This is a genomic window from Brevundimonas sp. NPDC092305 (assembly GCF_044755415.1).
In the GTDB taxonomy this organism is placed as follows: Bacteria; Pseudomonadota; Alphaproteobacteria; order Caulobacterales; family Caulobacteraceae; genus Brevundimonas.
Genome location: NZ_JBIVQY010000002.1, coordinates 279,254 through 292,429, shown reverse-complemented (window position 1 = coordinate 292,429; position 13,176 = coordinate 279,254). Strand labels below are relative to the sequence as shown.

General features: G+C 69.1%; 12 protein-coding genes. 3 read left to right on the top strand and 9 right to left on the bottom strand.

Annotated elements, in window-relative coordinates; all coding sequences use genetic code 11:
* Positions 1 to 42: 42 nt before the first annotated feature.
* The 7 genes from ACIQC9_RS11975 to prmC all read right to left on the bottom strand — a co-directional run bounded on the left by ACIQC9_RS11975 (position 43) and on the right by prmC (position 8,112).
* Entirely contained in the window at positions 43 to 2,724 is a 2,682-nt protein-coding gene (locus ACIQC9_RS11975; protein WP_400616108.1) for a M16 family metallopeptidase, read from the bottom strand.
* 254 nt (positions 2,725 to 2,978) lie between these two features.
* Positions 2,979 to 3,692 carry a DUF4893 domain-containing protein gene (locus ACIQC9_RS11970; protein WP_400616106.1) on the bottom strand — a complete coding sequence of 238 codons (714 nt, stop codon included), beginning with the start codon at positions 3,690 to 3,692 and terminating at the stop codon, positions 2,979 to 2,981.
* Positions 3,693 to 3,741: 49 nt separating this feature from the next.
* Positions 3,742 to 4,920, bottom strand: a complete 1,179-nt coding sequence (locus ACIQC9_RS11965; RefSeq protein ID WP_400616104.1) for an FAD-dependent oxidoreductase — start codon at positions 4,918 to 4,920, stop codon at positions 3,742 to 3,744.
* Positions 4,921 to 4,922: 2 nt separating this feature from the next.
* Positions 4,923 to 5,585 carry a DUF4893 domain-containing protein gene (locus tag ACIQC9_RS11960; protein ID WP_400616102.1) on the bottom strand — a complete coding sequence of 221 codons (663 nt, stop codon included), beginning with the start codon at positions 5,583 to 5,585 and terminating at the stop codon, positions 4,923 to 4,925.
* A 61-nt stretch (positions 5,586 to 5,646) separates the two neighbouring features.
* Positions 5,647 to 5,931, bottom strand: coding sequence for a hypothetical protein (locus tag ACIQC9_RS11955; RefSeq protein ID WP_400616100.1), 285 nt, complete (start codon positions 5,929 to 5,931; stop codon positions 5,647 to 5,649).
* 82 nt (positions 5,932 to 6,013) lie between these two features.
* The gene (locus ACIQC9_RS11950) at positions 6,014 to 6,925 is read right to left on the bottom strand and encodes a DUF4167 domain-containing protein (RefSeq protein ID WP_400616098.1); all 912 of its coding nucleotides are present in this window, start codon (positions 6,923 to 6,925) and stop codon (positions 6,014 to 6,016) included.
* Positions 6,926 to 7,221: 296 nt separating this feature from the next.
* The gene (prmC, locus tag ACIQC9_RS11945) at positions 7,222 to 8,112 is read right to left on the bottom strand and encodes a peptide chain release factor N(5)-glutamine methyltransferase (RefSeq protein ID WP_400616095.1); all 891 of its coding nucleotides are present in this window, start codon (positions 8,110 to 8,112) and stop codon (positions 7,222 to 7,224) included.
* An 83-nt stretch (positions 8,113 to 8,195) separates the two neighbouring features.
* Between prmC and ACIQC9_RS11940 the strand changes: the two genes are divergently transcribed.
* The 3 genes from ACIQC9_RS11940 to ACIQC9_RS11930 all read left to right on the top strand — a co-directional run bounded on the left by ACIQC9_RS11940 (position 8,196) and on the right by ACIQC9_RS11930 (position 11,518).
* Entirely contained in the window at positions 8,196 to 9,431 is a 1,236-nt protein-coding gene (locus ACIQC9_RS11940; protein ID WP_400616093.1) for a YihY/virulence factor BrkB family protein, read from the top strand.
* A 153-nt stretch (positions 9,432 to 9,584) separates the two neighbouring features.
* Positions 9,585 to 10,007: a DUF2141 domain-containing protein gene (locus ACIQC9_RS11935; protein WP_400616091.1), complete on the top strand. Its 423-nt coding sequence runs from the start codon at positions 9,585 to 9,587 to the stop codon at positions 10,005 to 10,007.
* A 44-nt stretch (positions 10,008 to 10,051) separates the two neighbouring features.
* Positions 10,052 to 11,518 (top strand): carotenoid oxygenase family protein, encoded by a 1,467-nt coding sequence (locus tag ACIQC9_RS11930; protein ID WP_400616088.1) that lies wholly within the window; start codon positions 10,052 to 10,054, stop codon positions 11,516 to 11,518.
* Here ACIQC9_RS11930 and ACIQC9_RS11925 read toward each other — a convergent pair.
* The gene (locus ACIQC9_RS11925) at positions 11,515 to 12,288 is read right to left on the bottom strand and encodes a LytTR family DNA-binding domain-containing protein (protein ID WP_400616086.1); all 774 of its coding nucleotides are present in this window, start codon (positions 12,286 to 12,288) and stop codon (positions 11,515 to 11,517) included. The genes ACIQC9_RS11930 and ACIQC9_RS11925 overlap by 4 nt on opposite strands.
* Positions 12,285 to 13,004, bottom strand: coding sequence for a TetR/AcrR family transcriptional regulator (locus ACIQC9_RS11920; protein ID WP_400616083.1), 720 nt, complete (start codon positions 13,002 to 13,004; stop codon positions 12,285 to 12,287). The genes ACIQC9_RS11925 and ACIQC9_RS11920 overlap by 4 nt, the downstream gene beginning before the upstream one ends.
* Positions 13,005 to 13,176: the final 172 nt, after the last annotated feature.

Sequence of the window (13,176 nt, the reverse complement as noted above, 5' to 3'; positions counted from 1 at the left end):
CGACCCCGGTTTCCCGGGGCCGGCTGTCGATGGCGTGCCTGATCAGGGCGCGGGCTGGACCTCGATGGGCAGGCCGAGGGATTCCAGCTGCGGGCGGACCACCGAGGCGTCGCCTACGATCACCCAGACGAAGCGGTTGGGGTTGATGTTGGCGCGGGCGGCGGCGTCCAGCTGTTCGGCGGTCAGGGCGTTGATCCGGCCGGCCAGATTTTCCTGATAGTCGTCCGGACGGCCGTACAGGTCGTTGGACCGTAGGCCGCCGAGGATCTGGCCCGAGGTCTCGTAGCTGCCGGCCAGCGCCCGGGTCTCGCCCAGCACCGTGCGTTCCCGTTCCGCCGCCGTGACGCCTTCCGCGCCGAGGAAGCGGTTGTACTGGGCCAGCAGGGCGGCGATCGACTCGCCGGTGCGGTTGGCCTGAACCGGCGCGCTGATGATGTAGGGCGAGCGGTGCTCCAGCGTGCTGACGGCGCCGCGCACGCCGTAGGACCAGCCCTTGGTCTCGCGCAGGTCGGCGTTGATGCGCGACAGGAAGTCGGTGCCCAGCACGACGTTGGCCGTGGTCAGGCCCAGATTGTCGTCGGTCCCCGACACCGGCAGCACCTCGCCGGCGTAGATCAGCGACTGCGGCGACTGCGGCCGGTCGATCAGGACGATGCGCGCGGTGGTGTCCGGCACGGCGGCGGTGAAGTCCTTCGTCCCCTTCGCGGCCGACGGCGCGCGCCAGTCGCCGAAGGCGGCCTCCAGCTTCGGCGTCAGTTCGGCCAGCGGAAGGTCCGAGACCACGAACAGCTTGGCGTTGTCCGGACGGATCCACGCCGCGTGCTCGCCCACCATGTCGTCGCGGGTCAGGGCCGTGATCACCGGCTCGGTCCCGGTGCCCGAGAATGGGCGGCCATAGGGGCTGTTGGAGCCATAGATCAGCGGCGGCAGGGCGCGGGCGGCGATGGCGTTCGGCTGGGTCTTCTCATTGGCCAGCGCCGCCAGACGCTGGGCTTTCAGGCGATCCAGCTCCGGCTGGGCGAAGGCCGGATTGCGCACCACGTCCGACAGCAGGGTCAGCGAGGGATCGAGGTTGGTCGTCACCGCCGACAGGCTGGCCGTCGTGCGATCCATGGACGCGCTGAACGTCATCGAGATCCCGAGTCGTTCCTGAGCGGACGCGAGGGCGATCGAGTCCCGCGTCGTGGAACCCTCCTTCAGCGCATCCAGCATCAGACCATGGGCGCCCAGTCTGTCGACCCGGTCAGCGGCGTATCCGGCGTCGAACTCCAATGCCAACCTGGTCATGGGTATAGCGGTCGAGCGGGCGTAGACGACCTCGATTCCGTTCGACAGATGCGTGCGTCCGACGGTCGGAAAATCGACCCGTGAAAAAGGCCCGATGGCCGGGGGCGCGTCGCGCACGACCCGCTGGACCGAAGCGACCGACGCAGGCTCGGCGCCGGGAGCTCCGGTCGCGACATCCACGTACGGAGCGCGCTCACCGGGCTCGACGATCTGGATGTAGGCCGGCCGAGTCAGCCACTTGCGCAGCGCCGCCTGAACCCGCGCCGGCGTCAACGCCGCATAGATTTCCAGTTCTCTTTGATAAAAGCCTGGATCTCCCGCCATAACCTGACCTTCGGCGAGAATGGCGGCCTTGCCGCTGGCCTGTTCCAGTCTCGAGAGTCGGCCTGTCACATATTGGGTGACGGCGCGGTCGATTTCGTCCTGTGTCGGGCCGTTGGCGATGAGGTCTTCCAGAACGGCGTCCATGCGTGCGCCTACGGCGCGGGCGTCCTCGCCTGGCTTCACATTCGCCGAGATGTTGAACACGCCGACACGGTGGAAGGCGGAATGGCCGTTGGTCACGCTGGATGCGATCTGGTCTTCCCGAACCAAGGCGGTGTGCAGACGCGAGCTCGACAGGCCGCTCAGGATCGATGCGCCGACAGCGAGGGGAACGGAATCCGGATGAAGCATGCCCGGCACCGCCCAGCTCCGGCTGACACGGGTCTGGCCGACACGATCCCGAAGCACCTCCTCGATCGGCGCGGGCAAGGTCGGGATGTCGGCTTCGGCGGGCCTATTGTCAGGACCTCGGGGAATGGCTCCGAAGTACCGGTTCGCGAGCGTGCGGGCTGTCGCTTCGTCGATATCGCCCGCCAGCACCAGCACCGAATTGTTCGGACCATAGTTCTCGCGGAACCAGTTGCGCACCGTTTCGAGGTCCGCGGCGTCCAGATCGGCCATCGAACCCATTGGTGAATGCCGATACGGGTGGCCATCGGGAAACAGGGCGGCGAGGGTGGCGTAGTCGGTCAGGCCGAACGGCTGGTTGTCGTTCTGGCGCTTCTCGTTCTGGACGACACCGCGCTGCAGATCGAGCGCGTCCTGCCCGACCTGACCCAGCAGATAGCCCATCCGGTCGCTCTCCAGAAACAGCGCCCTTTCGAGCGCTGGAGTCGGAACAGTTTCGAAATAGCTCGTACGATCAAATCTCGTGGTGCCGTCCACGCCGGTAGCCCCCGTAGGCGCCATGGCCTCGGCGTACTTCATCGGCGAATTCTCCGACCCGCTGAACATCAGGTGTTCGAACAGGTGGGCGAAGCCAGTCGCCCCCGGAGGCTCGTCCTTAGAACCCACATTGTACCATACCGCCACCGCAACGATCGGCGCCCTGTGATCCTCGTGGACAATGACAGTCAGGCCGTTTTCAAGATTAAATCGGGTATGGGTGATCACCAGACCCGCTATCGGCGGCCGAGCGTTCGTATCCTTCTGTGTCAATGCTCTTGGGTAATCAGCGCGGGCGCTGGGCGTCGCCAAGAGAACGCAGAGCAGCGTTGCAGCGGCGAAAGTTCCGATATGCATCAAAAAATCCACATTGACCTAGGTTTTGCTCAAGCAAAAGGGCAAAATACGCAAGTCTATATGATGATTCTGTTCGAACTTTAACGTTCGGAAGCCAATCGGTAATATACAATACTTCAGATGGATCAGCGGGTCAGTTCGAGAATTTCGAGCTTGGACTCCACACGTGGGAAGGGGATGACCAGCCGCCAGCGGTCGGCGCCGATGCGTTCGAAGACGCCGACCTGATCGCGCTCGGGCTGCTGGCCGTAGGTCGGGAAGCCGGTCTCGTCCATGCCCCAGGCCTGCGCGCCGATGAAGATGAGGCGACTGTCCGTGTCCGGATAGAGCAGGCCCCGGGTGCGTTGCGAGCCGGTGGTCTTGGTCAGGACCAGATCGCCGCCGGGAGTCAGTTCGACGGTGCAGCGGAACGGCGGATAGGCGACGTAGGCGAGACCGGACTCCGCCTTCGTGCCGAGTTTGACCGTGCGGCACCTGTAGGTTCCGGGCGCGGGCTGAAGGCGGCCGGGCTGGCCGGCGTTGGGATCGACAAGCGGACCGAGCGCCTCGACCTCGGAGGCGAAACCCTTGTCCTCGGCTTCCGCGCGGGCGAGGCGCCAGGCCTGATCGAGACGGCCGAGACTGGAGATGTCGGCGGCGCTGGCGACCTGACGCCAGTCAGAGGTCCCGCCCTGTTCGCCCGGCGCGGGGGCGCTGGAAGATGTCCCGGATGCGGGGGCGGGCGCTGGTGTTTCAGCAGCGGGAGGCGTGGCCGCAGGATCGGCGGCCGGGGCGGGGTCTCGCTCTCCACAGGCTGCGAGCAGGGCGATGAGCGAGGCGGCGGCGATCAGGGGACGCATGAGAACTCCGGTCTGGCTGAGCCGTTCAACGGCTGGCGGCCGGGACGGTTCAGCGCCGGCGCGGATCAAGCAGCAGGCCCGAGACGGTGGCGGCCAGCAGGCGCGGCGCAAAAGGCAGACGCGCGACCTTGCCGAGAATGTGGTCTCGCACCCAGGGCAGGAAGCGACCGTCAGCCTGATAGAAGGGGGTGAAGCCGAAGCTGAGCGCCTGATACAGGCGCAGATGCCAGCGGCGAACGCGGGCGTAGGCGGCGAGCGCATCGCCGAGGTCGGCGTGGGTCGCGAGGGCCTCGGTCAGGGCATGGGCGTCGAGCAGGCCCATGTTTACGCCCTGACCGAGCTGCGGACTGGTCGAGTGGGCGGCGTCGCCGATGACCGCCAGCCGGTCGGCGACCGGGCGGATCAGGGTGTGGTGGCCGTAGCTGGCGAGGGTCAGCTGGTCCGGATCGGTGAGGGCATCCAGCGCGGGCTCTATCTCGGGCCAGAGGCTGAGCGCCTCGCCCTTCCAGGCGTCGAGGCCGGCGTCGAGCCATGCCGGGTGATCGTCGGCCTTCAGGCTCCAGAAGAAGGTGGCCAGACGGTCGGGCGAGCCGGGGCGAGCGCCGACGGGCAGGACGCCGACCATCTTGTCGGCCGCGCGATAGACCTGTTCCAGCGCGGTCTCGTCGAATGGGGCGCCGGGCCAGGGGACGGTGGCCCACAGGGCGCCGAAGCGAAGCGGACGCGGGCCGGGGCCGAGCGCGGCGGCGATGCGGGAGCGGGCGCCCGAGGCGTCGATGACCAGATCGAAGGCGGGAGTCTCATGGCCCGCAGCGTCGGTCAGGCGGCCCTCTCCGGCGGCGACCATTTCGCGCGCGGTAACGATCTCGACGCCCTCGGCGACGCAGGCCTGATGCAGGACATGGAACAGGGCGGCGCGATGGACCCCCAGCGCCTGACGCGGGCGGTTCAGGTCGCTGTAGCGGATGTCGAGAACGACGCGACCGCGCCGGGCCTCGCGGCCGAAGATGTGGTTAAGCGGCTGGCCCAGGGCGGCGACGGCCGGGGTCAGTCCGAGGTCATCCAGCACTGCCAGACCTGTGGGCTGGAGCATGAAGCCGGCGCCGACCGGGCGGGCCTCGTCGAACCGCTCGAACAGGGTGACGCGCCGGCCCTGACGGGCCAGCATCAGGGCGGCGGCGAGACCGGAGGGGCCCGCGCCGACGACAGCGACGTGCTGGACCGACATGCTCAGGCCGGGACCAGCTCGATGAGGTCGAGGTTGGACTCAGCGGCCGGCCACGGGATGACCAGACGCCAGCGACGCTCGCCGATCCGCTCCAGCACGGCGATCAGGTCGCGGTCAGGGGCGGCGCCGTAGGCCGGGGCGACCGGATCGTCGGACAGGGCCATGGCGCCGAGCAGGACCATGCGGCGATCGTCCTCGGGATAGAGGTCGCCGACGGGGCGCTGGCTGCCGGTGCGCTTGACGAAGCGGAGGCCGCCGTGGGGCGTGGCCTCGAGGCGGCAGGCGAACCAGCCGTAGACCACGTACCCGAGGCCCTCGTCGCCGTCGCGCGAACCCAGTTTGACGGTGCGGCAGCGATAGTCGCCGGGCGGGGGGGCGACCGCGGGACGCTGGGCGTCAGGCACGATCAGTTCGCCGATGGCGCGCAGGTCGCCGGAGCCACGCAGGCGTCGCGCCTGATCCAGCGCCAGCGTCCAGGCGGCGTCGAGGCGGGCGTAGCGGTCGAGGTCGGCGCGGGCGGCCTGCGCCCGCCAGCCGGTCGGCGCAGGCGGCGCCTCTACGGGCGGCGGCGGGATCGGGGGCTGCGGGGGCGGAGGCGCGGTCGTGCAGGCCGGGGCGCAGGCGGCCGCGAGGGCGACGAGCGACAGGCGGGACAGAAGCGACATCCAGTTCCCCGAAACGCGAGCCACCCAAAGGCCAGTCCGGGGCGGCAACGTCAAGCCCGGGTCAGGCGGCGGAGGCGGCCCGGGCCGCGGCGACCGTGTCGGCGAGCACCTGTCCCATGCGGCCGATGTGCATGGGCTTGGCCAGCCGTGCGGCGAAGCCGGCGGCGCGGGCGCTGGCCTGATCGAGTGCGCGGCGCAGCTCGGCGGTGCGTTCGGCGACCCGGCTTTCGAGCGCGTTGTTCAATGCGCGGAGCCGCACCGACTCCTGACGCGCGCGCAAGGACAGGCGAAGTCCGGCCAGACCGGCGCACAGGCTGATCGTGGCCACGACGAGCAGAAACGCCATCACAACCTCCCCGTTTCGCGAACGAAGCAAAGCGCGAAAAGGTTGTGAACCGATGAATATTTACGCGTGAAAGTTGTTCAGGTCAGCCTTCGTCGGCCGGCGTCTCGGCCTTCCGGCGAGGGGCGCGGCGGCGCGGGGCCGGAGCCTCGGTCTCGCCGCCCTCGGGCGGGGCGTCCGGCGCGGCGGGAGCGGAGGCGCTGGAGCGGGTCAGGAAACCGGGCAGGGCCGAGGGGGCGTCGTCCGCCTCGTCGCGACGGGAGCGGCGGGCGCGGGGCGCGGGAGTTTCGGCCGGAGCGGTGGTTTCGGAGGGGGCGTCCTCACCGTCGGCTTCAGACGCCGGAGCATCGCCGTTCTGTTCGGATTCGATGCGGCGCACGCGTTCGTCGCGGCGGCGCTCCCAGCGTTCGCGGCGGCTTTCGCGACGGCTGCCGTCGCGGTTCTGGCCGTCGTCGCCGGCTTCGCCTTCGGCGCGGGGTTCACGCGGTTCACGGGGCTCGCGCGGCTCGCGCTGTTCCCGGGCCTCGCGAGGCTCGCGCTCTTCGCGGGGACGCCATTCGCCGCCGTTCTGCTCGCGCTCCTGTCGACGCTGCTCCTCGCGGGCGAGGCGCTCGGTCTCGGCCTGTGCGGCGGCGAGAATGGCGGCGGCCTGGGCGCCGGATTCGTCCTCGAAGTCGATGTCGAAGCCTTGGCCGGCCAGTTCGCGCTGGGCGATCTCGGAAACCGGACGCTGGGGCTGGAGGGCGCGCAGGACGCGGAAATAGTGCTCGGCGTGCTGGGTGTAGTTCTCGGCCAGAACGCGGTCGCCCGAGGCGCTCGCGTCACGGGCCAGCTGCATATAGCGCTCGTAGACGGTCTGGGCGTTGCCGCGGACCTTGATGTTCTCAGGGCCTTGGGAATCCCACGACCGGTTCGGGTTGGTCGCGTTCGCGTTGCTGGCGCCGCCTTGTTTGCGGTTGCGCCCGCGCTGACGCTTCATGCCCTTGAAATCTCTCATGGACGTCTTGTGCCTTGTTGGGGAGGCCGGCCGGGCGAAGATCGCCCGGGGTCCGTCCGTGTCGTTCCGCTTGCGAAGCGGGGCCCATTCCCCGCCGACGATGTGTTCGGAAATGCCTGTGTCGCCCCGTGGTCCGCCGGGCGACCGGCCCGACCCTCACTTGGCCCCGAGCGCGCGTGACTGAACCTGAAGCGGTCCGAGGCGTGCGATGGGGTGGGAGACAGAAAGGATGTAGCGCGGGCAGACAGGATTTCCAAGGGCGTTTATTCCACGCCCGCGCCGCGGCGGCGATCGGCTTACATCTTCGGGATCGGATTGGTCCTCGGGTCCGGACCGTTGGTAACGACACGGTCGCGGTCGGACAGGTCCTTGACCACGATGACGTCGGTGAAGCCTGCGGCCTCGAACAGGGCCTTGACCGCCGCGCCCTGATCCCAGCCGATCTCGACAGCGAAGATGCCTTCGGGACGCAGGATGCGGCGGATCTCGGGGGCCAGTTCACGATAGGCGGTCAGGCCGTCGGGACCGCCGTCCAGCGCCAGACGGGGATCGTGGTCGCGGACCTCGGGGTCCAGACCGTCGATATCGTCGCTGGGGATATAGGGCGGATTGGACACGACGAGGTCGAAGCTGTCGTCCGCGAAGCCGGCGGCCCATTCCGTGCGCAGGAAGGTCGCGCGGCTGTCCAGATCGAGGTTGGCGGCGTTCTCCTTGGCCACCGCCAGCGCTTCGGAGGATACATCCGTGCCGACTCCCTTTGCGCCGAACCGTTCGGCCAGCGTCGCCAGCAGGATGGCGCCCGAGCCGGTGCCCAGATCGATCATCTCGAACGCCTGATGCGGCGGGAAGTGCAGCAGGACGACATCGAGCAGGGCCTCGGTGTCCGGGCGGGGGCTGAGGACGTCGGGGGTGACGTTCAGCATGATCTTCCAGAAGCCCTTGCGGCCGAGGATGCGCGACACCGGCTCACGGCGCAGGCGGCGCTCGACGTAGCCGTCGAGCACGGACTGCTGGTCCGTGGTCACCACGCGATAGGGGTCGGTCAGGATGTCGGTGCGCGAGCAGTCCGCCGCGACCTCGAGCAGCAGGCGGGCGTCGATGGAGGGGCTGTCGATACGCCCTTCCTTCAGCCGGGCCTGTGCGGCTTTCCAGGCTGTGAGCAGGGTCGGGGTCGCGGTGTCGGTCATGCCTGTCCGCTTGACCCGGACCGCGGATGATTTCAAGCGTCAGGGCGGCGGAACGTCGCCGCGACCGGATCGTTGACGCGCGGATGCAGCATCAGAAGACGGGCAGGAAACGTGGCGGCCCCGGCCTGTGGCCGACGGTGATCGCCGTGGTCGGCGGTCTGGCCGGCGGGGCGGGGGCGGCGCACCTGCTGTACACGCGCGGGCACAAATACGGGCTGGAACTGCGCGCGCCGCGACCCGAGCCGCTGGTGAAAGGTCCGCCGACGCCCGAGGACTACGATCGCGATGAACCGGGCCGAGGCCGGCTGGCGCAGCGGCCGGAGCATATTCCCCACAAGGGCTGGGTCGATATCTTCTGGCGCATGGGCGCGGCCTATTTCGGCGACCGGGTCGGCTTCATCGCCGGCGGCGTGACCTTCTTCACCATGCTGTCGCTGTTCCCGACGCTGGCGGCCTTCGTGACCATCTATGGTCTGTTCGCCGATCCGACCGATGCGGCGGCGCGGGTGGCGTTTCTCTACGCGATGCTGCCGGCCGGCGTGGCTCAGTTTCTCTCCGGCGAGATGCAGAGACTGGCCGAGAACTCCAACACCGAGCTGACCTTCACCCTCGTCTGGACACTCGCCCTGTCGCTGTGGACGGCGAGCGGCGCGGTCAAGGTTCTGTTTTACGGCATCAACGTCGCCTACCATGAGGTCGAGCGCCGAAACATCGTACGGTACAACCTTCTCTGCATGGGGATCACGCTGGCGGGCATAATCGCCGTGCTGATCTCGGCTGCGATGGTGGTGGGCGTTCCGGTGGTGCTGGGCGTCCTCGGTCTTGCGGAAGAGTGGGAGTATCTGGCCCCGCTCCGGTGGCCGGTCCTGCTGCTGGTCTATATGGTGGTGCTGACGCTCGTTTATCGCGTCGCCCCCTGTCGGCAGAAAGCCCGTTGGCGGTGGCTGACCCCGGGAGCGATCTTCGCGGCGCTGCTGAGCCTCGGGCTGTCCCTGCTGTTCAGCTGGTATCTGCAGACCTTCGTGCGGACGGCGTCGTATGGACCGCTGGCGGCCATGATGGGCTTCCTGCTGTGGACCTGGCTGACGGTGCAGATCGTTCTGATGGGCGCTGAGCTGAACGCCGAAGTCGAGCACCAGACCGCGATGGACACCACGACCGGCGAGCCTGTTCCGATCGGCGAACGCGGCGCGGTGGTGGCCGATACGGTCGGCCCCCGGCGGGGCAATCCGGCGGCGCTGGCCTTCACCCAGAAGCACGCCGAGGCGCTGGCCGACCGGCTGCTCAGGCGCAAGATCGACAAGACGATCGAAGGCTGACTGTTCGTTCGCGCTTCGTGAACGGACGGACGAGGCCATTCGCGAACGGGCGGCGGTCGCCCGTGAAGACGGCGTGGCGGACGGCGCCGGCGACGGCCAGGGTCAGGGCATCGGAGGCCCGGTCGTCGGGCTTCCTTCCCGAGGATGACCGCCATGATCCGCTTCGCCGCTCTCGCCGCCGCCCTGACGCTGACCGCCGCTCCGGCCCTCGCCGACCCGGCCGGGTCGAGCCTGACCCTGACCTTCGACACCGCTGCGCAGACGGGCGCCGTCATGGTCGCCCTGTACGATTCAGAGACTGCGTATCAGGGCGGCCAGCCGGTGCGCACCGCCCAGGTCGACATCGCCGCCGGACAGCATGACGCCGTTTTCGCGGATCTGCCCGCCGGCGCGTACGCCGCCAAAACCTTCCACGATGTCGATGGCGACGGGGCGATGGACAAGAACCCGTTCGGCATGCCGACCGAACCCTTCGCCTTCACCAATAATGCCGTCGGCAACATGGGGCCCGCCAGCTGGGACCGCGCCCACGTCGCGGTGAACGGCGCTGTCGCCCAGACCATCCGGCTTCGCTGAACCCTCCGCCGATCGCCGCAACGCTTCAGCCCTCGAGGTCTCCGATGAACGCTTCCCGTCGTTCCTTTCTGATGGGCGCCGCCGCCCTGTCCGCCGCCGTCGTCACGCCCGAGACGGTGCGCGCCATGGCCGCCATGCAGGCTTCGGCCGACTGGGCGCTGGCCACCGCCGACCTGGAGGCGGACGTCGCCCCGCGCGCCATGCGGTTGATCCACGGCCGGGCGCCGGCGGGGCTGGAGGGCGCCCTGTTCCGCAACGGGCCGGGCAAGTTCCGGCGGCCCGGCGGCAGCGCCACCCACTGGTTCGACGGCGACGGGCTGATGCGCGCCTTCCGCATCCGGGACGGACAGGCGACCATCGAGGCGCGCTTCGCCGACACCGCCAAGCGCCGGCATGAGACCGAACTCGACGCCGTGGTCACGCCGGGCTTCGGGACGGTCGGCGACCGTCGCGCGGAGATCGGTTCGCCGGACGACGCCAACGCGGCCAACACCGCCGTGATGCCCGTGGGCGATAGTGTCTGGGCCCTGTGGGAGGGCGGCTCGCCGACCGCGATGAACGCCGCCGATCTTGGCACGCAGGGCGTGGTGACCCTGCGCGACGATCTGAAGGGCATGCCGTTCCAGGCGCATCCGCGCTTCGATCCCGACGGCACGATCTGGAACATCGGCCTGTCGGGAGACCGGATGATCGTGTGGCGGCTGAACGCCGACGGCGCCCTGCGCTCTGCCGACGTCGTCGCCCTGCCGCGCGCCAGCTATATGCACGACTTCACCGCCACCGCCCGACATCTGGTGATCGTGCTCCAGCCTTGGGTGTTCGAGCGGGACACCATGCCGTTCATGAACCGCTTTGCCTGGAAGCCCGAACTGGGCACGCAGGTGATGGTGGTCGACAAGGCGGATGTGACGAAGCGGCGGATCTTCGAGCTGCCGGCGTTCAGCTATTTCCATCTCGGCGATGCATGGGAGGATGCGTCGGGAACGATCCGGTTCGACGTGGCGGCCGGCAAGGACGTGCAGTTCGCCATCGACGGCGCCCGGGTGCTGGTCGAGCAACAGGGGACGGTTGCGGGCGATCCCGCCGCACTGTCGCTGATCACCCTGCATACGGACGGCCGGGCGGAGATGACCTCGTCGGGCGTGACGGCCGAGTTCCCCAAGGCCAATCCGCGCGTGGCCGGTCTGCCGCGCCGCTACACCTCGCATGTGGCCGGCGAGACCGGAGGGCGGCCGCTGCCCACCGGGCTGGCGGTGCACGACTGGAAGACCGGCCGGTCGGACGGCTTCGACTTCGGCGAGCGGACGATCATGGAAGAGGCGGTCTGGGTTCCGAAGCCCGGACGATCCGGCGAGGCGGACGCCTGGCTGGTCGCGCCCTCGATCAATCTGGCGGAAGGGGTGACAGAGCTGCACGCCTTCGACGCGGCCCGCGTGGCCGACGGGCCGGTGGTCAGCTGGCGCGCGGATGTCGCGCTGCCGGCCGGCTTCCATGGCGCGTGGGCCGGCTAGTACCAGCCGGCCTCTCGCAGCGCGCGGGCGTAGCGGCGGCTGACCGGGACCTGAAGACCGCCGTCGAGGGTCAGGGTGGCGCGGCCGTCGCCGCGGTCGACGCCGCGCACGGCGTCGCGGGCGACCCACCAGCTGCGGTGGGTCTGGGCGCCTTCGAGACCTTCGAGTTCGGTCAGGGCGTCGGACAGACGCATCAGGATCAGGTCGGAGCCGCGATCGGTGTGGACGCGGAGGTAGTGGTCCTCGGACTCCACGGCCCGGATCGCGGCGCCCTTCAGCTTGAGCGGCAACCGGTCGGGAAAGCGGGCGGCGGGCGCGCCGACGAGGGCGGCGTGGGTCTGGACCGGCTTTCTCTGCAGGAAGACGTTCAGAAGGCTCAGCACGCCGGTGACGACGGTGACGGGCAGGAGGAAGTCGAGGATGTGGCCCGGTTCGCGATGCAGGTTGCGATCGTACAGCCAGCCGGTCCAGGCCCAGACCACGATCGACAGGGGGCCCGACATCAGGGTGGTCAGGGCAAGAGCGCCCAGCCACGGGCGCTGATCCAGATCGATCCAGCGCTCGACGCCTCTCGAACAGACGTGGCCCCAGATCGCGCCGACGAACATCAGGGGCAGCCAGTAGGCGAACCGCTGGCCCAGCGTACCGGAGGTCATGCCGAACGCCTGGCTGAATGCGAGCACGACGCCCGCGGCGAGCGCGATGCCGATGCCCTTCAGAAGCGACCTGTCGATACTGAAGGTCAGCGGTCGTTCCGCCGTATCACTCACGTCGCGGGGCCCGATGGGCAGCAGGCCCTGAAGCCGGCGGCGGCGAAGCGGACCATGTAGTCGCTGGCGGTCTCCAGATCGCCCGAGAGGCACAGGCCGCCTGACAGTCTGTCGAGGCGGCCGGTCTCGCCCAGCGTCAGGGTCAGGGCCCCGGACAGCATGTGATAGGCCCAGTACAGGTCGACGTCGCGGGCGTCGGGCAGGACCTGCTTGATCAGCTCGATCAGTCGCCGGATGGCCGGGTCGTAATAGCGGGCCATGGTCTCGCCGCCGAAGGTCGGGTTGGCGTTGGTCTGGGCGACCAGCGCCGAATAATGCTTCCACCCGGGCCCGCCCTTCAGCGACCACTGGAACGGCGGGCGCAGGAAGGCCTCGAGCAGGCCCTCAAGCGTCATGGCCGCCCCCTGCTCGCGGGCGTAGCGGTTGATGGCGTCGACCCGTTCGTCGTTCCAGATCGCGGCCCGGCGCAGGAAGACGGCGTCGAACAGGCCCCGCTTGGCGCCGAAATAGTAGTGGACCAGCGCCGTATCGACGCCAGCCTCGCGCGCCACCTCGCGTATGGTGACGCCATAGAAGCCGTGCTTTGAGAAGAGGTCCTCGGCGGCGTCGAGGATCGACTCGCGGGTGTCGCCGGTCCCTTCCGCGCGCGTCTTGGGCGGGCGGCCCCGGCGGGCGGGGACCGGCAGGGATCCAGTGGGGGCGTCGATCTTGCTCATCCCGCCTAGCTAGGCCGCATTCGATCCCCTGTGCAACGGCGCCACAGGTTTGCGCGGAGGCGTCGGGGGCAAGCGGCGCCGTTTGACAGCCCGATGAAAACGATTACGGTCCGCGAAAATCATTGAACGCTGAATAAAATAAGCGTCCCGGGTCGAAACATCAGGAACGAGT